Below are 24,297 nucleotides of genomic sequence, written 5' to 3' on the forward strand. Positions count from 1 at the left end.
TTTTTTAATCTTCTAAAATAACACACTTGCCGGAAGTGATATCCTGTTCTACACTTTTATATTTTACGTCCTTTTTAACGTTCCCATCGGTATATTGTACCGAAACGCGGTCATTTCGGCCATATGCTTTTTCTGATTTCCTTGGAGCAACCACTTGTTTTTGAGCGCCTTTGTTAGCCGAAGCTGCCGCTTGCGCAGCCCTGTTGGCATGGGGGTTCAGTGTACTGTTGGCTTCTTCCTTGGAAGCTTGGACCTTGGGCTCAGGCTGCTGTTGGGCTTGGGCAGCGCGTACCTGATCCGGGTTTTGCTTCGGCAGTTCTGCCTTGGCCAGGAAGGATATCACGTCTTCGTTCAATTTGCCCACAAAGCGCTTGAACATTTCGAAAGCTTCGAATTTATAGATCAGCAATGGATCTTTTTGTTCGTAGACCGCATTTTGTACGGACTGTTTCAAGTCGTCCATATCGCGGAGATGTTCTTTCCAGTTTTGGTCGATGATGGCCAAGGTGACATTTTTCTCAACCGCACGGATCAAGTCACGACCTTCATTTTCAATAGTGGATTCCAAGTTACAGACCACACCAATTTGCTTGATACCGTCCGTAATGGGCACCATTATTTCCTTGACAGTGGCCCCCCTGTTTTCATATACATCCTTAAGGACTGGCAAGGCACGGTCAGTGACACGTTGGTTTTTGCTGACATAGTTTTTATAACAAGCATCAAAAAGCTCCTGGCTCAATGCTGCAGCAGGCTTAGATTTGATGTCCTCTTCTGCAAATTTGTAGTCGATGCCAAGCGAGCTGTAGATGTTCATACGGAGACTTTCCATGTCCTCGGTGGACTTGGCTACTTCTACGATGCCCTCGCAGACATCGTACATGACGTTGAGGATGTCCAGTTCGAGTCTTTCGCCCATCAGGGCATTCTTTCTTCGCTTGTAAACTACCTCACGCTGGGAATTCATGACATCGTCATATTCCAAGAGACGCTTACGGACGCCGAAGTTGTTTTCTTCGACTTTGCGCTGGGCCCTTTCGATGGATTTGGAAATCATGGAGTGTTGGATCACTTCACCTTCTTCCAGTCCCATGCGGTCCATAAGTTTGGCGATTCGCTCTGAGCCAAATAATCGCATCAAGCTATCTTCCAGCGAAACGAAGAACTGGGAGGATCCAACGTCACCCTGACGTCCTGCACGTCCACGAAGCTGTCTGTCCACCCGTCTGGATTCGTGACGTTCTGTACCGATGATGGCCAGACCACCGGCCTTTTTGGCTTCTGGTGTCAGCTTGATATCCGTACCACGACCGGCCATGTTGGTAGCGATGGTCACTGTGCCCGGTTTACCGGCTTCGGCCACCACTTCAGCCTCTTTGGCGTGCTGCTTGGCGTTCAGTACTTGGTGTTTGATTTTTTTGAGGGTCAGCATTCTGCTGAGTACCTCGGATATTTCCACGGAAGTAGTACCCACCAGTACAGGCCTTCCAGCATCTGTCAGCTCATTGATTTCATCCACTACCGCGTTAAACTTCTCCCTGACCGTTTTGTAGACTTTATCATCACGGTCATCACGTTGTATAGGTTTATTGGTAGGAATTACCACCACATCCAACTTGTATATTTCCCAGAATTCGCCCGCTTCCGTCTCGGCCGTACCTGTCATACCGGATAGTTTGTGGTACATTCTAAAGTAATTCTGGAGCGTGATGGTTGCGTACGTTTGGGTAGCGTCCTCCACTTTTACGTTTTCCTTGGCTTCTATCGCTTGGTGAAGGCCATCTGAGTACCTTCTGCCCTCCATCACACGACCTGTCTGTTCATCGACAATTTTCACTTTGCCGTCCACCAAGATATACTCGGTGTCTTTTTCGAACATACAGTAGGCCTTCAGTAGTTGGTTGACGGTATGGATACGCTGGGCCTTGACGCCGTAATCCTTGATGATCTCTTCTTTGCGAACGAGCTTTTCCTTTTCATCTATGGATTCGTCCTTTTCCATTTCGGCGATTTCTGTACCGATGTCCGGAAGGATAAAGAAACTGGTGTCTTCGTTTTTCTTGGTGATTACCTCGATACCATTGTCGGTAAGGTCTACGGTGTTGGATTTTTCTTCAATGGTAAACAACAGCGGCTCATCCGCTTCCGGCATCATGCGCTTGTTGTCCTGGAGGTAATAGTTTTCGGTTTTTTGCAGGATTACCCTGATGCCTGGCTCGGAGAGGTATTTGATCAATGGCTTGTACTTGGGCATACCACGGTATGCACGGAAAAGTGCCAAGCCACCTTCTTTCTGATTGCCTTCGCCGATCAGCTTTTTGGCGGTAGAGAGGTAGCCTTGGATCAGTTTTCGCTGCTCGTCTACCAAAGTAGAAACCCTTGGTTTCATTTCATAAAACTCATGCTCATCTCCTCTAGGTACGGGACCAGAAATGATCAGCGGCGTTCTGGCGTCATCGATCAGCACGGAATCGACCTCATCGATCATGGCAAAGTGATGCTTGCCCTGTACCAGGTCGTCCGCATTGCGGGCCATATTGTCACGGAGGTAGTCAAAGCCAAATTCATTGTTGGTACCGTAGACGATGTCCGAGTGATAGGCCTTTCTTCTTTCGGGGGAGTTAGGTTTGAACTTATCGATACAATCTACAGTCAAGCCGTGAAACTGAAATAATGGTGCATTCCACTCACTATCTCTTTTGGCAAGGTAGTCGTTTACCGTTACGATATGCACGCCACGACCGGCCAGGGCATTCAGGTAGGCAGGGAGGGTAGACACGAGCGTTTTACCTTCACCAGTGGCCATCTCTGAGATTTTGCCCTTGTGAAGGGCGACACCACCGATCAGCTGCACATCATAGTGGAGCATGTCCCAAGTGATCTCGGTACCGGCAGCTAGCCATTGGTTATGCCAGATGGCTTCGTCGCCGTTGATCTCCACATTATCCTTTCTGGCAGAAAGCTCTCGGTCATAGTCATTGGCCTTAACGACCAGTTTGCCGTTTTCCTTAAACCTCCTGGCGGTTTCCTTCATTACAGCAAAAGCCTCGGGCAATACTTTTTCGAGTACGACTTCCAAGGCTTCGTTACGGTCTTTTTCTACTTTGTCGATCTGATTAAAAAGGGCGTCCTTTTCATGTACCTTGTCCGGTGCCAATGCATCGATTTCCCCTTTGAGAGAGGCGATGTTATCATCAAAGGATTTTAATTCCGAGTTAACAACTCCTTTGATTTCTATGGTTTTGTTTCGTAGTTCTTCATCCGTGATCGATGACAGTTTATCGAAAGCTGCATTGATCGTTCCTACGAAGGGGTATAATTCTTTTATATCTCGGTCTGACTTGGTCCCGAAAACCTTGGTCAGTCCTTTTGTGATAAAGTCTAACATAGTAGTTATTGTATATTGTAATTGGGCTTAAAATTACTTTCTTTTTATAACAATCGGTAGTTTTTAACCGTTCGATTGGCGCTTGTTGTTAAATCGGCTTGAAAGATCAGAAAATTAGATGCTCATCACACCTTTAAAAACCTGCTCTGCGGGACCTATCAAAACGATATCTTTAAAACCACCATTTTTCTCTGCAGTGAATTTTACGGCAAGGTTTCCTCCTAGGGCTTTGATGTTTACGTGATTGATGTTTTGCTGGGAGCCAAATACAAGGGCGCATGCCGTTACGCCAGTGCCACAGGAGAGTGTTTCGTCTTCTACTCCTCGCTCATAGGTGCGCACATAGATGTGGTCATCACCAAGGACCGAAATGAAGTTGACGTTGGTGCCGTTTGGCAAGTAGTCATCGTGGTACCGGATAGACGCTCCTGTGTCCACCACCGGGTAATTTTCGACATCTTCTACAAAGCGAACATGATGGGGGGAGCCGGTATTGACAAAGAAATCCTCAGTCTTGTTTTCTATGGACGTTACATTTCCCATGCCCAGTTCTACATTTCCATTGGCGATACGCGCTTGGTGTGGGCCATCGATGGCCAGAAAATGGGTTTCCTCTTTAACAATCCCTAAAAAGCTCGAAAACGCCACCGCACAGCGGGCACCATTACCACACATGCTCTGGGAGCCGTCTGCGTTAAAATAAATCATCTCGAAATCATAGCCTTCCTTGTTTCGGATAAGGATAAGTCCGTCGGCACCAATCCCAAATTTACGGTCACAAAGTCGGCTGACAAGTTCCAGGTTTTGCTCATCAAAATGCCCCGCCCTATCGTCGATCATCACGAAGTCATTCCCCGTACCTTGATACTTATAAAATGATATTTCCATATCCTCGATATAAATTAATAAAGTAATGTCATTGGCTCAAAAACCAATCCATTTTCCGTTTGTCCTACAAACATAACCAACTTGTCATTAATTCAGACAAATGGTCTGATTATTGGTTTTATTTTATCAAGTAAATAGTTAACTTGCTGAAATAGCAATAAAAAACAAATACACAGAAAAGTACTGAATTACAAAATAATTTCGGAACAAAATTTTATCAGTAATGAAAAAAGTTTCATTTAATCCTTCCAGAAGGACTTTTATAACACACAGTACCAAAGCCACATTGGCAGTAGGAATCGGAAGTAGCGCCATTGGATCGGCTTTCTTGACGGCCTGTGGAGCGTCCAAGGAAGAGGAAACCGAAGAGGCCGTTCAGTTGAGCACTGGCTTCTCCCAAGCGGGGTTGGCGTATGATTATGCCGCACTGGAGCCTAATATAGATGCCACTACCATGGAAATCCACTATACCAAACATGCTGCTGGCTATGCCCGAAAGCTAAAGGCAGCCTGTGAAGCGGAAGGAGTGGACATGACCAAGCCACTGGAAGAGACGCTTATGAAAGTGTCGAATTACAGCACTGCCATGCGAAATAATGGCGGAGGGCACTATAACCACGAACTCTTCTGGAGCATCATGTCACCAGAAGGTGGCGGAAAGCCGACAGGTGACCTTGCGGCAGCGATCGATGAAGCATTCGGTAGTTTTGATGCCTTTGTGGAGAAATTTGAAGGTGCCGCCAAAGGTCGTTTTGGATCAGGCTGGGCATGGCTAGTAGTCGATGCCAATAAAAAACTGAAAGTAGGCTCAACACCCAATCAAGATAATCCGCTGATGGATGTGTCAGAACTTCAAGGGATTCCATTGATGGGAATAGATGTGTGGGAGCATGCTTATTACCTACACTACCAAAACGAGCGTGGCAAATATGTATCAAATTGGTGGAATGTCGTAAACTGGTCTGCCGTACAGGATCGGTACAGTGCTGTCGTTTAAGCTGACCTTTAGTTTATTCATAATATACGGCCGGATGGGAGAGTCTCCCATTCGGCTTTTTGTTTTCAATAAAACCGGAACATAAGGATTCATTTCAGGGCGATGGCATTTAAAAAAGTATCCCAGTTGGAATATATGTCTGTCGTTCCTGTGGGATTTAGCTTCATATGTGCTACAATTTAGGGTGCGGGTGACATCTACGCCTACTGTTTTATATGATCCTCCGCAAAAAGGCTGATTTGACAGCATACTTAGTTGCTGACTACAAAACCCATAAATTATTTATATGCATCCGCTGCATTACATGTAATCAAATTCACTACTGTTTATGCTTTGATCAGACTTTCCTACTTTTCCCATTGATGAAAAAGTAGGCAAAAAATCTAGGCCATGGAGCATCCTTCACATTAAGTGGTTGGGTTTACGAGTACGATTTCGTTTGCCTTAATTTGATTTTGTGCCAGTTGCTATGGGCTAAAAATGAGTGGATCTCGCTTGTCCACTGCCCGAGCTAACTCATTTTCTTAACGCCCCCATCAACTGCCCCAAAACCGAATGCTCCAAAGGCCGAATAATGGACTCACAGCGAATACTTCGTTTCTATGAGACGGAGTGTTGCGTTACGGATACACATAAACTTATCTATACCATTCTCCCCACTTGGGCAAATAGATGCGGTGGTTTATTCACCCTCTAAACCAACTGATGTCCTTGCTCTTTCAGTATTTGCCTGTGCTGCTATTCTTTAACCCGGAATATGCATTAGCCTATCTACGCCACGGCGCACAGGTGTTGCGACCTTAAACTGCTTCAAAATCAGCCGTTTCACTTTAGTTTGGAGGCATTAGCGTAGCACCGCTACGCTAATGCCTCCAAACTAACTGATTTTCTTGCACTTTCAGCTCTCACTACGATTCCTAACGCATAATCCGGGTTTAATGTAGAAACTGGGGTAAAGTGCCAGCGGCACGGATGATAGCTGCCCTACACAAAATATAATATGCGTTTGCCCTGGGATTCATTTTGTAAACGGTGGATATTTCACTTTTTTTGCTTTCTTAATTATTCCAAAAATTACTTTATGAAAGATCCCAAGACACTCAGTGCCGTAGCGGCATTTCACGAAACCTTTAAGCATCCCATATTAGACAAACCTACCATTCCAAATGAAAAGCGATCCAAGCTCAGGGTTTCCCTGATTGCGGAGGAATTAAAGGAGTTGGAAGATGCCATCAAAAATGAGGACCTTGTGGAGGTAGCGGACGCCTTGTGTGACATACAGTATGTACTGGCAGGTGCTGTGCTGGAGTTTGGCCTGGCGGATAAGTTCAAGGAGCTGTTTGACGAAGTGCAGCGCTCCAATATGAGCAAAGCCTGCAAGTCTGTCGGGGAAGCTGAAGCCACCGTTTCCCATTACCAAGGCCAAGGTGTCGAATGTTTCTACGAGCAGGAAGGAGACCTTTATTTGGTATTCAGGAAGGAAGATCGCAAGACCCTGAAGTCCGTCAACTATTCTCCAGCAGACCTCAAGGGAATCCTGTCAAAATAGATAATGAGCACAACAAAAAAAAGATTTTCACCAACCACTAACACCATTTGATGATGACCTGTATTTCCAAATCCTTCTATGCCTTGGCTTGTGCTTTGTTGATCACCTTTAGCAGCCATGGCCAAGAGCGGGCCAGGGATTATGGTTTTACATTTGGCGTGATGTCGCCGGGGGAATGGAATGCCATTACTGACGTGGATGGAGTGATGGTAGGGCACCAGACACTGGTGAAGGGCGACAGTGTGCGTACCGGCGTGACGGCTGTTTTGCCCCATGGCGGAAATATTTTTCAAGAGAAAGTCCCCGGAGCCGTGTATGTGGGCAATGGCTTTGGCAAGTTGGCGGGGACGACCCAGGTGGAAGAATTGGGTAATATCGAAACACCAATCGTACTGACCAATACCCTCAGTGTGGCAGCGGGGATCGAAGGCGTGATCGACTATACATTGGCCCATCCTGAAAATGCCCATGTCCGATCCGTCAATGCCGTGGTGGGAGAGACCAACGACGGCTATCTCAATGATATCCGTGGACGCCACGTAAGACCTTCCGATGTGGTCGCAGCCATCCAATCAGCCCAATCAGGCAACGTGGAAGAAGGAAATGTCGGTGCCGGAACAGGGACCATCTGCTTTGGTTTCAAAGGTGGGATCGGTACGGCTTCCAGAAAGCTACCTGCGGAGATGGGAGGCTACACCGTGGGCGTACTGGTGCAAACTAACTTTGGAGGTGTCCTCCAGATCGATGGGCTTCCGGTAGGTAAGGAACTTGGCCAGTATGCCTTTAAGAATCAGCTGGAATCTGCCGATGGTTCCTGCATGATCGTCGTCGCCACAGATGCACCTGTCCATGCGCGAAACCTTAAGCGAATAGCCAAAAGGGCCATTATGGGTTTGGCAAAGACGGGAGGAATTGCCTCCAATGGATCGGGGGATTATGTGGTCGCTTTTTCTACTGCCGAAGGCTTGAGGGTCCCTTATGATTCCAATGGTGAAGAAAGACTGTCAATGGAAGTGGTCAATAACGATTATATGAGCGGGCTTTTCTTGGCCACGATCGAAGCGACAGAAGAAGCAATTATCAATTCCCTTTTTGCTGCTGAAAATATGAAAGGCTCCCAAGGCCATGAGGTCAATGCACTTCCCATCGAGAAGGTATTGGAGATGAAGAAGTGAAGGGGGCGGTAGTAAGTGATCCGTCCCCAGTTAAGAGAGGTTGAGCCAGCATTATAAGCCCTGCAGAGTCCAAAAAAAAGGCATACCACCGGCCTAGATTTATCCAGAAGCGAACAATCAGTGTTCACCACTCCAATGGATGTACTACCAAAAAAAACTTTTATACGTCCTTTTAATGGAAAATAATTTTTTATCATTGATGGATTCAATAATTTAATGCGTTCAAATCAAGTAATACCCTATAGAAAATATGAATAGACGCGAAGCAATGAAGAGCGTGGGCTTGCTGTTTGGCAGTGCACTTTCGGTATCGACCTTAGCTGTGTTTCAGCAGGGCTGTACCCGCTCAAAAGATGCTGTTGCAGGTGTTTTTAGCGATGAAGATACTAAGATGATGGCAGAGATTGGGGATATCATCATCCCCGAAACACCCGATTCCCCTGGAGCCAAAGCCGTGGGGATTGGCGCTTTTATGGTAAAGATGCTCGAAGACTGTTATTCACAAGAAGACCGGGAAAAGGTCTCAGCAGCTCTTGGTTATTTTGAAGATAAAAAGGATTTTTCTTCAGCATCACTGGACAAGCAGACCGCTGCTGTAAGTGAACTGGACGGACAGGTGTACGGAAAGGGCAGTGAGCTGGAAGAAGACTTGTCCAGAGGATATAAAATCATCAAGGAATTGACACTATTTGGCTATTTCAGTTCGGAGGCTGGTGCCACACAGGCCCTTCGGTATGAACTGGTGCCTGGACGCTATGATGGCTGTGTCGATTTGAAGCCTGGCGACAAAGCCTGGGCATAACAAAAAAATAACCAATTACCATGAATCTTAATATCAAAGCAGATAAAGAAAATACCTATGATGCAATAGTCGTAGGATCAGGAATCAGTGGCGGATGGGCTGCCAAGGAGTTGTGCGAAAAAGGCCTCAAAACCTTGGTGCTCGAAAGAGGCCGCAAGGTAGACCATATCAAAGATTATCCCACGACCAACCTGAACCCTTGGGAACTCGACCATAGGGGCTGGGCCACCAACGATAGTAAAGAGAAGCACCCTATCCAAAGCCGCTGTTATGCCTTTGGAGAAGATACACAGCAATTTTGGGTTGATGACCTCGAAAATCCATATAACGAGGTCAAACCATTTAACTGGCTCAGAGGCTATCATGTAGGTGGTCGCTCCCTGATGTGGGGAAGACAGTGCTATAGATTGAGTGATATCGACTTTGAAGCCAATGCCAAGGATGGCCATGGAGTGGACTGGCCGGTACGCTACAAGGACCTGGCGCCTTGGTACACGTATGTGGAGAAGTTTGCGGGGATTTCCGGACAGGCCGAAGGATTGCCCCAGTTGCCGGACAGTCACTTTTTGCCAGCCATGGAAATGAACTGTGTGGAGAAACACGTAGCCGCACGGGTAAAGGAAAAGTTTGATGACCGGATCATCACCATTGGCAGGGCCGCACATGCTACGGAGGCCATCCATGGTCGAGGACCATGTCAATATCGAAACCTCTGTGCTAGGGGCTGTCCTTTTGGTGGGTATTTTAGCAGTAACTCTGCTACACTTCCCGCCGCCATGCAGACAGGAAATATGACTTTGCGTCCTTATTCTATCGTGACGGAAGTCCTGTACGACAAGGAAAGTGGCAAAGCAAAGGGGGTGCGTATCATGGACTCCGAAACCAAAGAATACACGGAGTATTATGCCAAGATTGTATTCTTGAATGCATCTACTTTGGGATCCGCTTATATATTGCTGAATTCAGTTTCAGATGCATTCCCTAATGGCTTGGGAAATGGTAGTGAACAAGTGGGACATAACCTGATGGACCATCACTTTGGCGTGGGTGCTTCAGGATCCATTGAAGGCTTTGGTGATAAATATTATTATGGCCGCAGGCCAAATGGCATCTATGTGCCACGCTTTAGAAATATCAGTGAAGCGACCAAGCGGGAAGATTATGTGCGAGGCTTTGGTTATCAGGGGGGAGCTAGCCGTGGTCGTGGTCAGGGCGGTCCTGCCGGTGTTGGCGCTGACTTTAAGCTTTCCAAAACCCAACCAAATGAAAATTGGCGCTTTGGGATTGGCTCTTGGGGTGAGCATTTGCCCTATTACGAAAATAAGGTGAGCCTTAATCACGACAAGCTGGATGCTTATGGGCTCCCTACTTTGGATGTAGATTGCGAATTCAAGGAAAACGAGCTGGCCATGCGTAAAGATATGCGCCAGAGTGCTATAGACATCCTAGAGGCAGCCGGAGCCAAAAACATCAGCTCCTACGACAGTGCTCCACCTCCGGGACATTGTATACATGAGATGGGCACAATCAGAATGGGGCGCGATCCCAAGACTTCTGTGCTCAATGGCTATAATCAGATGCACGAAGTGCCCAATGTATTTGTCACGGATGGTTCTTTTATGGCATCCTCAGCTTGCCAAAACCCGTCATTGACCTATATGGCTTTTACAGCAAGGGCCTGTGACCATGCAGTAAAAGAACTGAAGAAGCAGAATTTGTAAATAAATTTTCTTTATGGCCATGGATAAGATGGATGGGTATACGCCATGCGTTTTATCTGTGGCTTTTTATTTTAATGTATAACGCCTTATACCCAATGACCCGTTCATCTGCAAAAGTCCTATCGGTTACAATGACCATATTCCTGAGTGTATTTGGAATCTGTATGGCGCAAGTAAATGATGATCCAGCCATCGTGCTTTCTTCGATTAGAGGAGAGCAAAGTAAGGTGGATACAGTGGTTTTCCGGCTTGGTGAGCATGCTTTGGATAAGGTAGAAGTGACCTATTTAGGCGATCAAGCAGACCTTTTTTCGACAAATAAACTCAAAACCATAGATGATAAATTGATCGTCTCGGTGCAGTTTACACCCAGCATGGAATTTATTGGTCTTGCCGAAGCGGTTATGGAAATAAAGCTGGGCGATGAATTACTGGCGAGTAGGCCGGTTCGTGGCTTGAGCACAAAAGCCTTGGAGGGAGAAAATGAACCTTCCTTGGCCTTGGTAGTCGAGGCAATGGGCTGGAAGATCGACCTAGGATGGACTCGGCTCGCCAATCATACTAGGGCTGAGCTGCAAGGTGATGAATTGCCCGTAACGCATTTTAGAAAAGCAGCAGGTGCGGAGATGGTAGAGATGGTACCGGTAGCACGCTACAGTCCGCCGTTTGCTCTTCCTTTTGGGTATTATGAAACGGGCAATGATGTCCCTGATTTGGAACAGGTAGGAGTACTGGCAAATAGTACCAGCTATCCTGAACACCAAACCCTATACCCATCCCTCCAAGAAGGACAAAGCTCATTTGATCCGGGTAAGTTGTCTTTTGGCTTTTATACCACCAGCCCGAGCCATGTAGCTTATTCAGAGGATCACTGGAATCAATCGCTTCATCCAGATCATGCCGTTCATGCTTGCAGAGTGTACACGGTGAAGGATAATAATGGGGAAGTCCTTCCAGAGCAATACCTGGTCTGTTTTGAAGAAGCGGCCAATGGGGATTATCAGGATTATGTATTTTTGGTCAAACATGTAATTGCAGAATGATTTTTTAGTAACCAAACCTTTACTTTTCTAAGGATAAGATTGCCAAAATTCCTAAAATTGTGCATTTGCCCTAGGTTGGGCGTTCCAGATTTTTAACTTTGCTGATGCAGTCGTAATTAGTTAATTTTTAGCTAAGTAATACTTTTAGTTTTTACCTATTATTTGTTAAAATTACTTAAATATTAAACAATTGTTTAACCTTTTTAATTAAACGTTTGTTTAAGTCTATATATCAATAGACATTTGCGCCATGGAATTCAATGAAAAAAAGGTGAAAATTATGGGGGTGGCAGAGAGCCTTTTTGCCAAGAAAGGCTTCTCAGGTACCTCTGTAAGGGAAATTGCTAAAAAGGCTAATGTGAATGTGGCCATGATTTCCTATTATTTTGACAGCAAAGAAAAATTGCTGAGCAGCATCCTGCTTTATAAAGGGGATTACTTGAAAAGTAAAATTGACAGTATACTAAAGGACAATGCTACTAATATGTGGCAAAAGTTGGATTGGTTGATAGATGAGTATGTGGCAAAGTTTGTACTCAACCAATCTCTTCATCGGATCATTCTTAGAGAAAATAGCTTACAAGATAACCTATATCTTCGTGAATTTGTGAACCAGCGTCGGCTCGAACACTATAAAATGATCCGGGATTTTGTCATTAAAGGCCAAGAGTTAGGGGTGTTTAAGGAAAATGTGGACCTTATTATGCTCTACTCCTTACTCCCAGGAACAACGAAACATACGGTCTTTAATGAAGATTTCTTAAAGCTCATGGTGAAGGAGGAAACAGGGGAAGATATAGGTCAGGAATGCTTGAAGAAGCGTACCCAAGAGCACATTAGAAATTGTTTTCGTTTATTTTTAGAAAAAGATTGAACCCGGCTTATGATTAATGTGTCATTTGGCGGACATGTGGGCGGTACGTGAAGATGAGTGGTGGCAGTGTATAAGGTTTGCTTTGCCATAAAGGGTGGTCATATACGGTGGCGGCCCTTTTATTTTTTCTGGGCAGAAAGGATTCTGTCTTTACCCTGGAGGTCTTGGTGGACTTTTATATTTTGATAGCCTAGCTCACTTACCAATTCTTCCATTTCAGAAGCTAGTGCCTCATTGATTTCAAAATACAGCTTCCCGTCGGGTTTTAAGGCATCCAGGCCCTTGCTGGTGATGGTGCGGTAAAAAATCAGTGGATCGGCATTTGAAACAAACAAGGCAAGTGAAGGTTCGTACTCCAGAACATTTTTATGCATTTGGGCTTTTTCCAGTTCACGGACATAGGGCGGATTGCTGACCAGAATATCAAGGTCACTGATCGGCAGCGTTCCGCTTAGGATGTCGGTTTGTATAAAAGACACTTTTGCATCGTGGATGCTGGCATTTTCTTTTGCTGTTTGCAGAGCATGTTCACTAATATCGATGGCAGTGACCAATGGGTCGGCCATTTCTAGATAAAGCGTAATGGGAATGCAGCCGCTACCCGTGCCGATGTCCAAGATACGAAGGCCGCTGTATGGATTTTCCTTGATGATCAGGTGTACCAGTTCCTCGGTTTCATTTCGGGGGATGAGCACGGAGGGATTCACCTTAAAATCCCTGCCATAAAACGGTGCTTCTCCGAGGATATACTGGATGGGCTTGCCGGCTTGAAGTTCTTCTAGGGCAGCATGAAGTGCCTGTGGGATTTCTTGGAGCTCCTTATCACGGATAATATCCCCTCTGCTGACCTGAAGGAAATGCTCCAACATCCAAAACGCCAACGATTGTGTTTCCGTTTCTGGGTAGCTATTTTTTAGTCGGTCTACAATACTTTGGTAGAGGTTCCTTGAACTGTTCATATTGGATGGGTGAAGAAATTACCTGGTTTCGTAAATTGGTTTGACATTAGGAAAATAAGTCCAACAAGGACTCTTTGGTCAGCGTGCTCAATATGCTGCCGCCTTCACCGATGATGTCCTTGGACAGTTTCATTTTGGCTTCTTGGAGTTGGAGGATTTTTTCTTCTACGCTGTTTTTACAGACCATCCGGTAAGCAAAAACATTGTTCTTTTGTCCCATGCGGTAGCACCTGTCGATGGCCTGGTTTTCGGTGGCGGGATTCCACCAGGGGTCGACGATGTAGACATAATCTGCCGCAGTGAGGTTTAGTCCCGTTCCACCAGCTTTTAGGCTGATCAGGAATACCCTGTTTTCTTGGTTTTCCTGAAAGGCTTTTACTCTACTTTCCCGTTCCTTCAGGCTAGTCTTGCCATCCAAATAGGTGAAAGTGACATTTTCCTCCTTCAACCTCTCTGTAATCAGTTCCAGCATTTTTACAAATTGGCTGAAAATCAATATTTTATGTTTGCCGGTTTTTTCCAAGATATGCTCCAGTAGCAGGTTGATTTTGGCTGATTCCTGAATGGGCTCTCCGTTCTTCACCAATGCGGTGGCATCGCAGATTTGGCGAAGCCTGGTCAGCCCTTCCAATACATAAAAGTTGGTGTTTTCATCAGCGTCATCTTCCAGTTTTCCCTTTAGGAAGTCGCGGTATTCATTCCTGTAGGCGTCGTAGAGCTTGCGTTGGACAGATCCCATTTCGCAGTAGAGGTACTCCTCTGTTTTTTCGGGTAATTCCGTGAGGACTTCTTCTTTGGTACGCCTGAGGATAAATGGAGCCACTTTTTTGCGTAGTTCTGTAGCCAGACTGTCTTGGTCAGCTTTTTTAAGTGGGTTGGCATAGTCCCGCTTGAAGGCAGCAAAGGTGGTGAAGAACCCGGGATTTACGAAGTTCATCTGGGCAAATAGTTCCGTGATGCTGTTTTCTATGGGCGTGCCGGAAAGGGCCACTTTTAGTGGCGACGTAAGCTGGATCAGCGAGCGGTGTCTTCTGGATGAGACATTTTTAATGGCTTGTGACTCATCTGCCACGATCAGCTGAAAGTTGATGTTTTTCAGTAGTTCAATGTCATTGATCACTACACCGTAACTGGTGAGGATCACATCGTGCTTCTTAAACTCCGCAGGGTCGTCGTACCGCTGGCCATGGTGGATGAAGTAATCCAAGTGCGGTGCGAATTTGTCCAGCTCGTTTTTCCAGTTGAACAGTAGGGTCGTGGGAGCCACCACCAAGACTGTCGCGGATTTTTTATCTTCTTTGAGTTGGCAGATCAGGGCGATGAGCTGGAGGGTTTTGCCTAATCCCATGTCATCTGCCAAGATGCCTCCCCAACCGTAATCTTTTAAGAAATTCAGCCAGTTGAGCCCTTCTTGCTGGTAATGCCTGAGTTGGGCCTTTAGCTTCTTGGAAGGGGTGCTGTTTTCAATTTGCTTAAAAGATGACAGCCTTTCTTTTTTTTCTGCAATTTCTTTTAGTACGGCTTTGTGCTGTTTAGGGTCTGCCAGTTCATCCACTAATGAAAAGTGGGTTTTGGCCACTCTTAGGGTTTCTTTGTCCTGTAAGGAAGAGCGGAAGAGCTTGGCGAATTTTCCCATCCACTTTTCGGGAAGGATACCGATGGTGCCGTCTCCCAGCTCAATATAGTTTTGGCCCGATTCCACCGCTTTTTTGAGGTCCTTGAGCTTTACTTTGTTATTCCCAAAAGCCACTTCCACATTGGCTTCAAACCAATCCGGCTTAGTACCTAGGTCAAAGTCCACTTGGGCGGTATGAGGCGAAAACTTAAAGCCCTTGAGCTGATCCATTCCAAATACCCTGATGCCGGATTCCCTTAGTTTTTCGAATGCTTCGAGGAACCAGTAGTTGTTCATAAACTGGTCAAAACTCAAGTAAAAGAAACCTTGTGAACCCTTATGCGTAAATGCCGGATGCATCTCACGGATGTGCTGTACCAGTTGGTCTTCTTGTTCTGCATCCTGTAAATAGACCTTGTTATTTTCCGGATCGATGAGCGTGCCTTTTTCCAAAGGATAGGAGAGCACTCCTTCCTTGTACTGAATGGCGGGCCTAAAAAGGACAAAATTCCCCATTTCAGAAATATACAGGTGCCGTTGTAGATGTTCAGTGGTTTCATCCATTTCCATTAACCCATCTTGATAGTTGATCTTGAAGTCTTTTGCCAGCCGTTGGATAAGGCCTTGTTCCATTTCTGGCTTTTCTTTTTCGGTAAAGCGGATGAGTGAATTAGACAGGAAGTACAATAAAGCCTTGTGTTCTTTTGGAGTGGAAAAATAAGCCATTTTTTCCTGGCCAATAAGAACAAACAAATCATAGATGATACATCGCTCATCCAGTTCATTGACATAGAACCGCTCGTTTTCTATTAAAATAAATGGCCGTAAAAGGTAGGTGTGTTCTTCACGGGAAAGCTCAAATTCGAAGCTTGCCGCCAATGGAGTGATCTTTTGCAGGTCTTTCGGCCTGGGTTTGTAATTGTAATAATTGCCTGTTGGCGTTAACTGGTATAAGGGCAAAGACTCGCCAATGGTCAAAATGGAGAGGAATTTTTCATGCAGCGTGAAGAGGGAAGTGCCCTGGTTTCTTTCAGTCAATAGCTTGTTGAAGCTTGTCAATCGAGGAAAAAGCTCTTTGATCTCTTCAGTAGCAGGTAAGGACTCATCCTCCGGATCAAGTATCCAATCCAGTTTGGTATTTAAATCATTGGGGGCGCGTTTGGTTCCTTTTCCTTTGATGAGATTAATAGTGGCTAATTTTTTTGAATAATAATTTGTTATCAAGACAATTCCAGAATTGTATTCTACAGTATCTTTTGGGCTGATATCCAGCAACTGTTCACCCGCCCCCCAGCTGTGAAGTGTCGAAAACAACTCCTTGTCTATGGACTCAATGAACAGATCGGTCTTGAACATGCCTTCTAATGGCCCCTTTGGGTAGGCATAGAGGGTCTCTCCTGATAGCTCGATTTCAAAGTAATCTTCAAATTTCCCGGTTATTCCTTCCAGTCCATGGTCTGCCAAAAAGGCCTTCATCATCTTGGATCTGCCAGCCGGAATCGCATAGTTTAGTTCAGTGGGGTATTGCTGTATCCGTTCATAAAACCATAAAAAGGCATTTTTGATCAATATATCCCTTTGATAATTACATGACAATACGATCTTATCCTTCTTAATATCAACGGAGAGCTCGTAGAGGTGGGAATAATCGGACAAATGGTAAACGAAATGATTGGGGGTGATCTCTATATTTTCCAATTTGCACTCCCACCCACTATAGTCGCCAATAAATTCCAGGTTTTTCAGCAATACACTGGGGTCATTTTTATCCAGACCAACCTCCATAGGGTTCATGGGGTTAAAGACTTTTTCTTTTGTCTTTTTGGGAATGCGGATAGTACGATTCTTATGATCCAAAAGATATAGCATAGCTGCTGCAGTATGCTTACATTCTGAATTTTCCTCGAAGTAGATACAATCGCAAGATGCCAATTCTCCTTCCCAAAAATCCAATTGCGCTTCTGCTCCATCAAGGATGACCGACACGTCATAAAAAGGCTCGGTATTCCCTTCAACCAGAAAATTGAATGCTCGATTATAAGCGTTCGCATTATTCAATTCGCAAGCGCCATTTTGAAAAAGCTGTTTTCCCCTTTGGAGAATAGGAGGGGAATAATAGTCCAGTTCTATTCTTAAACAGTTGATTTCCTCAGTTGTTAATTTCATGTGATTAGTTGTAAAGAAATTAGCTTGTTAGCAGCTGCAAATTAAGCTGAAATAATCAACATGAAAAGAAGCGACAAATCAATTATTGGGAACGTTTCCTGATTTTCAGTACATCATCATGAATGCGCTTTCTTCGGGACGCTTGTTTAGCTCGATATGGGTATAGAATTTCAGTAACTCACATGCGATTACCTGACTGATAGGGGCGGTAGACAAGCTTGCTTGTCTACCATCTGCCTTTTTTCTGGTTTTTGGGATGTACCCCGTAGTGTTTTTTGACTTGTCCTGGAGGCATTTTTTTATAGCCTTTTTTATAGTGATGTCCATGATGTCCATGGTGGACCACACAAGAAGTGGTTAGTGCTACTGTTCCCAACAAAAAGGAGACAGCAAAACAGCAATTTATAATTAGTCGTTTCATGTCAAACCGGAGGCCAAAAACTAGGCCAACCCCTATGAGAAGTTTAATGTTTATATAATTATTACCTTATAAATAGTCTTCTCTAAGCTTTACAAACTGAAATATATCTCCCACGGTACCATTCTTGATAAACCCACCTTTGAGGATGGCTTCTTCTTCAAACCCCGCCTTCTGAAGTACCCGCATGCAAGGCACATTGAAGTCATAGACCGTAGCGAAGACCCGAAGGACTTCAAAGTTTTTGAAGAGGTAGGGGACGAAAAGTTTGACGGCTTCTGTAGCTATTCCTTGTCCCCAAAACTGTTCGCCAAGCCAAAAGCCCAGTTCCATATTGGTGCGGAGTTCATTCTCTCCTTTGTGGATCCCGATGGCTCCGACAAGTGTACCGTCTTTTTCTATTGCAAAATTTTGTGGAGGATTGAATTTAATATTGTGCTCGATCCAGAAGCGGGCGTCGTGAAGGGTGTAGGGTTGGGGAAAACTGTCTTTAAGGTTTTTGGTAATGGCAGGATTGTTGGCCAATGGGTACAGTTTGTGGAAATGCTGTCCGCCCCAGGTATTTAGCGTGATACCATTTTCTCCTTCGATTTTCATATACAGCGGTTGATTTTTTTTGATGAACTAAATGATTGTGCACCCACTGCATATTCTATACCTAAAATCAGCTCCTACAGAAAAAAAATAACGTCAAGAAAAAAGCATGGAAGTTAGTCTTCCATGCCGCTGTTTTTGAGCCTTTCTGCGTTTTCTGCAAACCGTAGGGCACTGGTAAAGTCTTCCAAGTTGCCGTCCATGACATCGGAGAGGTTATAGACGGTTTTGTTGATGCGGTGGTCTGTCACACGGCTTTGAGGGTAGTTATAGGTCCTTATTTTGTCAGACCGATCGCCACTTCCCACCATGGACTTACGCTGGGCGCCCACTTCTTCGTTGTGTTTGGCCAGTTCGATTTCATAGATCCTGGACCGGAGTACCTTGAGGGCTTTTTCGAAGTTTTTGATCTGTGACTTTTGGTCCTGGCAGGTCACTACGATGCCTGAGGGTTCGTGTGTAAGCCTTACGGCAGAGTAGGTCGTGTTTACGGACTGCCCACCAGGCCCTGACGAACAGTAAGTGTCCTTGCGGACATCGTTCATGTCGATCTGCACATCGACATCTTCCATTTCGGGAAGTACGGCGACGGTGGCAGCGGAGGTGTGTACTCTTCCTTGTGTTTCTGTGGTAGGGACTCGTTGGACACGGTGAACCCCTGATTCGTACTTGAGCATGCCGAATACATCGGCTCCTGAAACGGTGCTGATGATTTCCTTATACCCACCAGCAGAGCCAAATGTAAGGTCCAGTACGGTCAGGTTCCAGTTTTGCTTTTCGGCGTAGCGTTCGTACATGCGGAAGATATCACCGGCAAAAATGGCCGCCTCATCACCTCCCGTGCCACTGCGGATTTCTAGGATACAATCCTTGGAATCATTAGGGTCTTTGGGGATGAGCATTTGTTTCAGCTCCTTTTCGTATTCGGCCTCTTTTTCTTTCAACTCGTCCAGCTCTACCTTTGCCATATCCCTGAAATCAGGGTCTTTTTCTGTTTCAAGGATCGCTTTAGAACTCTTTATATTGTCCAGTACCAGTTTGTATTCGTCAAAAACGTTGACGATTTTTTCCAGGTCTTTATATTCTTTGGTGAGCTTGGTGTATTTGCCCATATCGGACATGGCGTCCGGCTGAATGATCAGCTGTCCCACTTCCTCAAATCTGTCTTTGATGTGCTCTAATTTATCAAGCATATAGTTTTTTTATCTTTGCAAGGACAAAATTAAGAAAATAAGTGATACGGCGATAAACGTGGCGGCTTCATTCAAGAAAGACGCATTTATCCAAACCAATGAAACACATTTGGCTAATTAGTAGGAGGGCTTTCGGACCTGTGTCATAACTATTGAGGAAAGCCTACCGTGTTGATTTGTAGGGGAAGAATTGGGGTAAAACTGGCTTTGGTGCAGTTTATGGGCTACCTTTGGAGTAACGAAAAAGAAGAAGATGATACGGATTTTATTTATAGTATTAGCGGGATTGTTGGTCTCTTGTGGCTCACGCAAGAAGGTGGATCGGGAAGTATTCGACGCTGTCAACGAGTCCATGGAGGTCAAAAAGGTCAATGAGGTGGATATCATTAACAAGGCCATCGAGTGGGGCAATGAGATCACTGAGGAAGCCCAGCAAGAGTTGATGGGTAAATTGACCACGGCGATCAATGAAAAAGGAGTGGCTGGAGCAGTAGCGTTTTGCAATGTGGAAGCGCTGCCTTCGCTGGATGAAGTGAGCAGGAAACACAAGGTCGTCATAAGGCGGGTATCGCATGATTTCAGAAATTCTTCCGATCGGCCCAATGAAAAGGAAGAAATGTTGCTACAGGCTTATGAGTACAATGAAGAAAACGATATTCAGAATAAGCCGAATGTACAGGAAATCGAAAATGGCGAAATCCTTCTTTACACAAAAGCTATTACCATTCCAGGAAAAATGTGTTTGAATTGTCATGGTGATCCAAACAAGGATATTGATGAGGCTACGTTGGCCAAGATCGAAAAGCTATATCCCCAAGACAAAGCCAAAGGTCACGAAGTTGGGGACCTCAGGGGAATGTGGAGCATTGCCATTCCTAAAAAGGAAGTGGTGAAGCAACTGTAATAGCGTAGCAAGATTGGGGAAAAAGTAGTGGGATGTGAGTAGTGAGATTTGAGTCTTGAGTCTTGAGACAATTGCCGACCAATATAGATTGAAATGCGCCCTTTTGGGGATAGGGGGCGATTTCTTGAGTTGTGCTGGGTCTCTGCCCCAGCACTGATAAGGAACAATTTCTTCTACTTTTTAGAAGAGGGGAGGTGAATGTAGAAGGACAATTTACTGAACACCGAATACTAATTTTCCACTCCGACCATCTCTCCTATCCAGAAGGGCTGCATGGATTGGAAGGTGATGGTGCCTTCCTCGACTTCTACGAAGGTGGCATGTTTGATATTGATAAATTGGCTTTCTGCGGCGGTTTTCATTTCGATGAGGGTGTGATCTGGGGCATGTAATTGGACGGAACTTTGTGGGAACCATTTTTTAAAGGACTTGCCCATCACCGGGAAATAACGAATAGGCCCGTCAAAGACCACGATATTCACCAAATCCAATTTTTCTTCTAACTGAAAAAGCTGTCGATGGTCGTAATCAATAATATTGACAGCAGGGTGTTTGGTGGCGATGAGGTATTGGAGTCCTTCCTCCAGGAATTTTCCCTGCTGACATGTCAAAAAACGCAACGGATACTGTTCTTCCAGTAGTTGGAAGTGCTTTTTTTGATATTCACTTGTGGCGAGGATCACATCGATCTTAATACCCCAAGAGAGCACGGTATCTACCACCGGCTCGGCCACTAGCACGGTAGGCACCCATTCCAGTAATGGGGCAATCTGCTCGTACGAAAGCTGTTCAGTGCCCATGATGAGCATGGCAGGCTCCTGCTGTTCTTTGACAAAATGATGCGACGACATGGACAGGTTGTATTAAAATAATTCGATTATACGCTTTATTGCCAGTAGGTTTTATTTCTCACGGAACGCACAGAACACCCAGAATGAAATAAGGTCTTTCTGAGGTCTCTATGTTTTCTGTGAGCACCTATTTGATTTTACTTTCAAAGTAACGATAATTTCTTTGAAGATGGAAGTTGAACCCGGAATATGGATTAGCCTATCTATTGCGACCTGAAATTGCTTTAAAATCAGTCGCTTATCTTTAATCGGTTCTATCTGGCAGCTAGACAGGGTAACCGTAGCGGTGCTACGCTCACACCTCCAAACTAACTGATTTTCTTGCACTTTAAGCTCTTCCCGATAGCCATCTGGACAAGCTATTCCGATTCCTAATGCATAAACCTGACAATGTCGTTTAGTTAGTGTGTATCTGGAAAATACGGGTTCTATATTTTTTCCTTGGGCAGTTATTTTTCTAGCTAAATTCCTAGGTGTTTTTCACCCCTTTACCTTTGTTACTTTTTTGCTTCAGGTCAAATAAGTAACCAAAAAACCCCGCCGTTGTGCATCTATTGGCCTAAAATTAAAACGTGCCCTCATGCAGGCAAACTCCTCCTGTCTAAAGCCAAGCAGGCCTATCTAAAGCCATGTAAACCTTCTTTAGCTGCCAACATTCTTTTTGGGCAGCATTTCGTCAAACAAGCCTGCCTTCTTGCCTACCCGCTTTTTAATTTCTTAACGCCCAATACCTGCAAGGCGGACCCATTTTATACATGTTTAAAAAGGCCATGGATTAAAACCATAATTCCCTCAATGGACGATCCGTATTGGAAAATCTTCTTAACTAAACGACATTGATAAACCGGGTTGAACTGCTTCCAATGGCCTTGGTGGGATTTTTATCAATGGGCTAGTTCATTCCTTTTGAATAACCCTTTGGTGAATCATAATTACTGCTAGTTTTTTTTTACTTTTATGGGGCAAAAGCCATCCGCAATACTCAGCGGAAGGCAGGATTGGGGAGCAGCGGAACACCTTCCCATTTTACCAAAACCACTAATCAAATGGCATTGACTAAACCGTTTAACTTCAAACAATGGATTGACGATAACCGACACTTGCTCAAGCCGCCAGTCGGCAACCAGCAAGTGTATAAAGGGAATGATGACTTTATCGTGATGGTGGTGGGCGGCCCTAATTCCCGAAAGGATTTTCACTATAATGAAGGTGAGGAATTCTTTTATCAGCTGGAAGGAGATATTGTGCTGAAAGTGATCGACGAGGGCAAGCCCAAGGATATTGAAATTAAAGAAGGAGAAATTTTCCTTTTGCCGCCGAAGGTGCACCACAGCCCCCGGCGACCCGCCAATACGGTCGGGCTTGTGATGGAGCAGTATCGTCAAGAAGGGGAGAAAGATGGGTTTATTTGGTATTGTGAAAACTGTGGAAACAAGCTCTATGAGGAATATGCCGTGGTGACAGACATTGTCAGCCAACTGCCTCCTATCATGGAGCATTTCTGGAGCAATCCTGATCATTTTACCTGTAAATCTTGTGGTACCAAAATGGAAAAATAAGCACTTAAACCCGGAATATGCATTAGCCTATCTGTTGCGACCTTAAACTGCTTCAAAATCAGCCGTTTCACTTTAGTTTTCGGCATAACCGTAGCGGTGCTACGCTAATGCCTCCAAACTAACTGATTTTCTTGCACTTTCAGCTCTCACTACGATTCCTAACGCATAATCCGGGTTAAAGCCTGTTCCTCTTGACTATCGGAGTCATCCATTTCGGGTTTTTTACAACCAATGTGGGCCGTGAATTGTAGGTAAGAAGCCTAATGACCAATAACCCAAACTCAGAATAATATGACTGCACACCGTTATAGCTTGGCCTATGCTCAGGAAAGGGATCGGGAAGATCCCCTAAGGAAATTCAAAAGTAGATTTTACTTTCCCAAGGTAAATGGTGAGGAAGCCATTTACTTTTGTGGTAATTCCCTGGGGCTTCAGCCAAAAGCAGTCAAAGAATACCTCGAACGAGATTTGGATAGCTGGGCGACCAAGGCGGTGGATGGCCACTTTGACGGAGAAGAGCCATGGTTTTCTGTCCACGAAAGATCCAAAGCGGCCTTAGCAGAAATAGTAGGTGCCAAAAAGCACGAAGTGGTCGCTATGGGCAGTTTGACCAGTAACCTTCATGCACTTATGGTGTCCTTTTATCAGCCAGATGGTAAGCGAAATAAAATCTTGACAGAAGCGGGGGCTTTCCCTTCAGATATGTATGCCCTGGAGACCCAGGTGAAACACCATGGACTTGATCCTAGTGAGGCAATTGTCGAAGTAGCACCTAGGCAAGGAGAGCATACCATCAGGACGGAGGATATTCTTCAAGCCATATCCACGCATAAGGATGAACTCGCTTGCGTGATGATGGCAGGCTTGCAGTATTATACTGGTCAGGTGTTTGATATGAAGGCAATAACGAAGGCCGGACACGAAGCCGGAGCCTTGGTGGGCTTTGATCTTGCCCATGCTGTGGGGAATGCACCCTTACGATTACACGATTGGGTAGTGGATTTTGCGGCATGGTGCAGTTACAAGTACCTGAACTCAGGCCCAGGAAATGTGGCTGGGATTTTTGTGCATGAGCGGCATGGCGACAATCCGAAACTGAACCGTTTTGCTGGCTGGTGGGGCCATGATGAGAAAGTACGCTTCAAAATGGAAAAGGGCTTTGTTCCCATGTATGGCGCCGATGGCTGGCAGACGTCCAATGGCAATGTGCTGGGAATGGCGACACACCAAGCGTCGTTGGACATTTTCAAAGAGGCAGGAATGGAGGCCTTGCGCCAAAAGAGTGTGCAGCTTACAGGTTTTTTGGAATACCTGATCCGTGAGATTAGTGGTGGCAGCGGGGTGCTGGAGATCATTACCCCGAGTGCTGAAGTGGAGAGAGGCTGCCAATTGTCCCTCTTGATCCATAAAGGAGGGAAAACCGTCTTCGATGAGTTTTATCGAAATGGGATAGTGGGTGATTGGCGAAATCCCAATGTGATCCGGATAGCACCTACCCCGCTTTACAATAGCTTTGAGGATGTATTCAGATTTGCCAAAATTTTGGAACAATCCCTTGCTAAATTTACTTAATAAAACAGACCTATTTCAAACCTATTAAT

General features: G+C 45.1%; 18 protein-coding genes. 10 read left to right on the forward strand and 8 right to left on the reverse strand.

The features are described from left to right. Positions 1-4 precede the first annotated feature (4 nt). Together secA and dapF are read right to left on the reverse strand one after the other, a co-directional pair. Complete coding sequence (gene secA, locus DN752_RS13330) at positions 5-3,388, reverse strand: preprotein translocase subunit SecA (protein WP_112784403.1); 3,384 nt, start codon at positions 3,386-3,388, stop codon at positions 5-7. Between the two features lie 114 nt (positions 3,389-3,502). Beyond that, entirely contained in the window at positions 3,503-4,276 is a 774-nt protein-coding gene (dapF, locus tag DN752_RS13335; RefSeq protein WP_112784404.1) for a diaminopimelate epimerase, read from the reverse strand. 223 nt (positions 4,277-4,499) lie between these two features. Here dapF and DN752_RS13340 point away from each other — a divergent pair, with 223 nt between their 5' ends. The 7 genes from DN752_RS13340 to DN752_RS13370 all read left to right on the forward strand — a co-directional run bounded on the left by DN752_RS13340 (position 4,500) and on the right by DN752_RS13370 (position 12,437). Continuing rightward, complete coding sequence (locus DN752_RS13340) at positions 4,500-5,273, forward strand: superoxide dismutase (RefSeq protein ID WP_112784405.1); 774 nt, start codon at positions 4,500-4,502, stop codon at positions 5,271-5,273. A gap of 1,081 nt (positions 5,274-6,354) precedes the next feature. After that, positions 6,355-6,822 carry a pyrophosphohydrolase domain-containing protein gene (locus DN752_RS13345; protein WP_112784406.1) on the forward strand — a complete coding sequence of 156 codons (468 nt, stop codon included), beginning with the start codon at positions 6,355-6,357 and terminating at the stop codon, positions 6,820-6,822. Positions 6,823-6,872: 50 nt separating this feature from the next. Then, on the forward strand, positions 6,873-7,997 hold the full coding sequence (locus tag DN752_RS13350; protein WP_394337157.1) for a P1 family peptidase: 1,125 nt from the start codon (positions 6,873-6,875) through the stop codon (positions 7,995-7,997). Positions 7,998-8,247: 250 nt separating this feature from the next. Then, complete coding sequence (locus DN752_RS13355; protein WP_112784407.1) at positions 8,248-8,799, forward strand: gluconate 2-dehydrogenase subunit 3 family protein; 552 nt, start codon at positions 8,248-8,250, stop codon at positions 8,797-8,799. 20 nt (positions 8,800-8,819) lie between these two features. After that, on the forward strand, positions 8,820-10,520 hold the full coding sequence (locus tag DN752_RS13360; protein ID WP_112784408.1) for a GMC oxidoreductase: 1,701 nt from the start codon (positions 8,820-8,822) through the stop codon (positions 10,518-10,520). Between the two features lie 95 nt (positions 10,521-10,615). Continuing rightward, a complete protein-coding gene (locus DN752_RS13365) occupies positions 10,616-11,563 on the forward strand; it encodes a hypothetical protein (RefSeq protein ID WP_162633214.1) in 948 nt (315 codons plus the stop codon). A gap of 250 nt (positions 11,564-11,813) precedes the next feature. Further along, a complete protein-coding gene (locus DN752_RS13370; RefSeq protein WP_112784410.1) occupies positions 11,814-12,437 on the forward strand; it encodes a TetR/AcrR family transcriptional regulator in 624 nt (207 codons plus the stop codon). Between the two features lie 119 nt (positions 12,438-12,556). Here the strand turns inward: DN752_RS13370 and prmC are convergent, their stop codons facing one another. The 5 genes from prmC to prfA form a co-directional block, all read right to left on the reverse strand. After that, positions 12,557-13,396: a peptide chain release factor N(5)-glutamine methyltransferase gene (gene prmC / locus DN752_RS13375; protein ID WP_112784411.1), complete on the reverse strand. Its 840-nt coding sequence runs from the start codon at positions 13,394-13,396 to the stop codon at positions 12,557-12,559. A gap of 46 nt (positions 13,397-13,442) precedes the next feature. After that, on the reverse strand, positions 13,443-17,177 hold the full coding sequence (locus DN752_RS13380) for a DEAD/DEAH box helicase (RefSeq protein WP_112784412.1): 3,735 nt from the start codon (positions 17,175-17,177) through the stop codon (positions 13,443-13,445). Positions 17,178-17,282: 105 nt separating this feature from the next. Beyond that, positions 17,283-17,504 (reverse strand): hypothetical protein, encoded by a 222-nt coding sequence (locus DN752_RS13385; RefSeq protein ID WP_162633215.1) that lies wholly within the window; start codon positions 17,502-17,504, stop codon positions 17,283-17,285. A 160-nt stretch (positions 17,505-17,664) separates the two neighbouring features. Then, entirely contained in the window at positions 17,665-18,192 is a 528-nt protein-coding gene (locus tag DN752_RS13390) for a GNAT family N-acetyltransferase (RefSeq protein ID WP_112784414.1), read from the reverse strand. Between the two features lie 113 nt (positions 18,193-18,305). After that, on the reverse strand, positions 18,306-19,382 hold the full coding sequence (gene prfA, locus DN752_RS13395; RefSeq protein WP_112784415.1) for a peptide chain release factor 1: 1,077 nt from the start codon (positions 19,380-19,382) through the stop codon (positions 18,306-18,308). Between the two features lie 253 nt (positions 19,383-19,635). On the opposite strand from prfA, the gene DN752_RS13400 reads away from it, so the two are divergent. Next, complete coding sequence (locus DN752_RS13400; protein WP_112784416.1) at positions 19,636-20,286, forward strand: Tll0287-like domain-containing protein; 651 nt, start codon at positions 19,636-19,638, stop codon at positions 20,284-20,286. A 230-nt stretch (positions 20,287-20,516) separates the two neighbouring features. On the opposite strand, the gene DN752_RS13405 is transcribed toward DN752_RS13400, so the two are convergent. Next, positions 20,517-21,137 (reverse strand): thiamine pyrophosphokinase, encoded by a 621-nt coding sequence (locus DN752_RS13405; RefSeq protein ID WP_112784417.1) that lies wholly within the window; start codon positions 21,135-21,137, stop codon positions 20,517-20,519. A gap of 1,046 nt (positions 21,138-22,183) precedes the next feature. Here DN752_RS13405 and DN752_RS13410 point away from each other — a divergent pair. Both DN752_RS13410 and kynU read left to right on the forward strand, forming a co-directional pair. Next, positions 22,184-22,696 carry a 3-hydroxyanthranilate 3,4-dioxygenase gene (locus tag DN752_RS13410; protein ID WP_112784418.1) on the forward strand — a complete coding sequence of 171 codons (513 nt, stop codon included), beginning with the start codon at positions 22,184-22,186 and terminating at the stop codon, positions 22,694-22,696. 291 nt (positions 22,697-22,987) lie between these two features. Beyond that, positions 22,988-24,268, forward strand: a complete 1,281-nt coding sequence (gene kynU, locus DN752_RS13415; protein WP_112784419.1) for a kynureninase — start codon at positions 22,988-22,990, stop codon at positions 24,266-24,268. Positions 24,269-24,297 lie beyond the last annotated feature (29 nt).

It is taken from the genome of Echinicola strongylocentroti (assembly GCF_003260975.1).
In the GTDB taxonomy this organism is placed as follows: domain Bacteria; phylum Bacteroidota; class Bacteroidia; order Cytophagales; family Cyclobacteriaceae; genus Echinicola; species Echinicola strongylocentroti.

What these genes read in the sequence shown, in the direction of transcription:
- secA (WP_112784403.1), bottom strand. Translation starts at nt 3,388, where the DNA reads ATGTTAGACTTTATCACAAAAGGACTGACCAAGGTTTTCGGGACCAAG.
- dapF (WP_112784404.1), bottom strand. Translation starts at nt 4,276, where the DNA reads ATGGAAATATCATTTTATAAGTATCAAGGTACGGGGAATGACTTCGTG.
- DN752_RS13340 (WP_112784405.1), top strand. Translation starts at nt 4,500, where the DNA reads ATGAAAAAAGTTTCATTTAATCCTTCCAGAAGGACTTTTATAACACAC.
- DN752_RS13345 (WP_112784406.1), top strand. Translation starts at nt 6,355, where the DNA reads ATGAAAGATCCCAAGACACTCAGTGCCGTAGCGGCATTTCACGAAACC.
- DN752_RS13350 (WP_394337157.1), top strand. Translation starts at nt 6,873, where the DNA reads ATGATGACCTGTATTTCCAAATCCTTCTATGCCTTGGCTTGTGCTTTG.
- DN752_RS13355 (WP_112784407.1), top strand. Translation starts at nt 8,248, where the DNA reads ATGAATAGACGCGAAGCAATGAAGAGCGTGGGCTTGCTGTTTGGCAGT.
- DN752_RS13360 (WP_112784408.1), top strand. Translation starts at nt 8,820, where the DNA reads ATGAATCTTAATATCAAAGCAGATAAAGAAAATACCTATGATGCAATA.
- DN752_RS13365 (WP_162633214.1), top strand. Translation starts at nt 10,616, where the DNA reads ATGACCCGTTCATCTGCAAAAGTCCTATCGGTTACAATGACCATATTC.
- DN752_RS13370 (WP_112784410.1), top strand. Translation starts at nt 11,814, where the DNA reads ATGGAATTCAATGAAAAAAAGGTGAAAATTATGGGGGTGGCAGAGAGC.
- prmC (WP_112784411.1), bottom strand. Translation starts at nt 13,396, where the DNA reads ATGAACAGTTCAAGGAACCTCTACCAAAGTATTGTAGACCGACTAAAA.
- DN752_RS13380 (WP_112784412.1), bottom strand. Translation starts at nt 17,177, where the DNA reads ATGAAATTAACAACTGAGGAAATCAACTGTTTAAGAATAGAACTGGAC.
- DN752_RS13385 (WP_162633215.1), bottom strand. Translation starts at nt 17,504, where the DNA reads ATGGACATCACTATAAAAAAGGCTATAAAAAAATGCCTCCAGGACAAG.
- DN752_RS13390 (WP_112784414.1), bottom strand. Translation starts at nt 18,192, where the DNA reads ATGAAAATCGAAGGAGAAAATGGTATCACGCTAAATACCTGGGGCGGA.
- prfA (WP_112784415.1), bottom strand. Translation starts at nt 19,382, where the DNA reads ATGCTTGATAAATTAGAGCACATCAAAGACAGATTTGAGGAAGTGGGA.
- DN752_RS13400 (WP_112784416.1), top strand. Translation starts at nt 19,636, where the DNA reads ATGATACGGATTTTATTTATAGTATTAGCGGGATTGTTGGTCTCTTGT.
- DN752_RS13405 (WP_112784417.1), bottom strand. Translation starts at nt 21,137, where the DNA reads ATGTCGTCGCATCATTTTGTCAAAGAACAGCAGGAGCCTGCCATGCTC.
- DN752_RS13410 (WP_112784418.1), top strand. Translation starts at nt 22,184, where the DNA reads ATGGCATTGACTAAACCGTTTAACTTCAAACAATGGATTGACGATAAC.
- kynU (WP_112784419.1), top strand. Translation starts at nt 22,988, where the DNA reads ATGACTGCACACCGTTATAGCTTGGCCTATGCTCAGGAAAGGGATCGG.